This window comes from Paenisporosarcina sp. P4_E4_2 (assembly GCF_056401595.1).
Genome location: NZ_JBFUJC010000497.1, coordinates 1 through 1573, shown reverse-complemented (window position 1 = coordinate 1573; position 1573 = coordinate 1). Strand labels below are relative to the sequence as shown.

The 1573-nt window shown below is 38.7% G+C and carries 2 protein-coding genes; one reads left to right on the top strand and one right to left on the bottom strand.

Translation table 11 applies throughout. The annotated features are described in order from the left end of the window. Positions 1–255: carbonic anhydrase (locus tag AC1DSB_RS19060; protein ID WP_477587395.1), on the bottom strand; the 255-nt coding region annotated here is incomplete at its 3' end. Positions 256–427: 172 nt separating this feature from the next. On the opposite strand from AC1DSB_RS19060, the gene AC1DSB_RS19055 reads away from it, so the two are divergent. Continuing rightward, positions 428–1573, top strand: a 1146-nt coding sequence (locus AC1DSB_RS19055; protein ID WP_477532010.1) for a nitric oxide synthase oxygenase, incomplete at its 3' end; no start/stop codon positions are given.

Here is a 1573-nt window from a genome sequence, read left to right as displayed (position 1 = left end):
TTCATATACAGCTACAAGTAAACTACGCATGATGCCACCGAATGGATGGTTAATTACAGCGCCGGCGCTTTTTACAATTTTCACATCACCGTTTTTAAAGTTCATTGCCTTCGGTAATAATTCAAATAACCGGGCATCCATACATGTTAAGATAACTATTTTTTTGTCCGGAAATTTTGTTGTAATGAATTCTTCGTATTGTTTTTCAGCTACGAATTTTTGGTTAAAAGAAAGAATTTCGTTTAATAAAGACATTTATCAGTTCCTCCTAAGTAATTTCCTTTCTTATTGTAGATGATTTTTATAGGGATTCGCCACTTTTAAGTCACATTCCTTAAAAACAAGGTAATGTGTACCGATAATCCTTTGTGTAGAATAGAAATATTAACTACACTATAAGGATAAAGAAACATAAAGGATGAAAAACATGAACCATTCAATGCTTGAAGAGGCAGCTAAATTTATTTTTCAATATGGAGAAGAGAATGGACTTTCAATGGAAGTGGTAAATGACCGTCAGCGTTGTGTAGAAAGTGAAATAAGAGCGACTGGAACCTATACACATACACTGGAGGAAATAACGTATGGTGCAAAGCTTGCTTGGCGAAATAGTACGAAATGCATTGGACGGTTGTTTTGGGAAAGTCTCGATATTTTAGATGCAAGAGATGTGGAGTCGTCTGATGAAGTAGCCGGATATCTGCATAAACATATTCAACACGCTACAAATACAGGGAAAATTCGGTCTACGATTACCATTTTTCCGCCACTTAAACAAAATGAACCGCAAAAAGTGCAATTGTGGAGTCATCAGTTGATCCGCTATGCAGGGTACAAATTGGAATCAGGTGATGTTGTAGGTGATCCAGCTTCGATTGAGATAACAAAAATAGCCCAAAATCTTGGTTGGGAAGGTGAGGGCAGTCCGTACGATTTATTGCCCGTGATTTTCCAATGGGATGAAGGGAATCCAATAATGGTACCATTAAATAAAGAAGAAATTCTTGAAGTGGAAATCAATCATCCTGTTCATCAAAACTGGGGACCACTTAATCTGAAATGGTATGCGGTGCCAATCATTTCGGATCGATATTTGGAAATTGGCGGATTACGTTATCCCGCTCCTTTTAACGGATGGTATATGGAGACAGAAATCGCAGCAAGAAATTTAGTAGATTCTTATCGTTACAATCGATTGAGAGATGTCGCAGAACAGTTGGAGCTTGATACATCAAGTACGACAACGTTCTGGAGGGACAGAGCCCTAGTGGAACTTCAACATGCAGTGTATGCATCGTATAAAAAGGCTGGAGTCCAGATTGTCGACCATTATACAGCGGCACAGCAATTTCAAACGTTTCGTGATAAAGAAGAAAAGCAACAAAGAGAAGTAAAAGGGGATTGGACGTGGCTCATTCCACCGGTGTCGCCGGCATTGACTCCAATCTTTCATCAAGGAATTATGAACGAGGAATTGTCGCCGAACTTTATCAAACAAAAACGACCACCATTATATAAAAAAATGAGCGAGATGACAGAATCATCCCGCTCACAAGGTTGCCCCTATCATTTT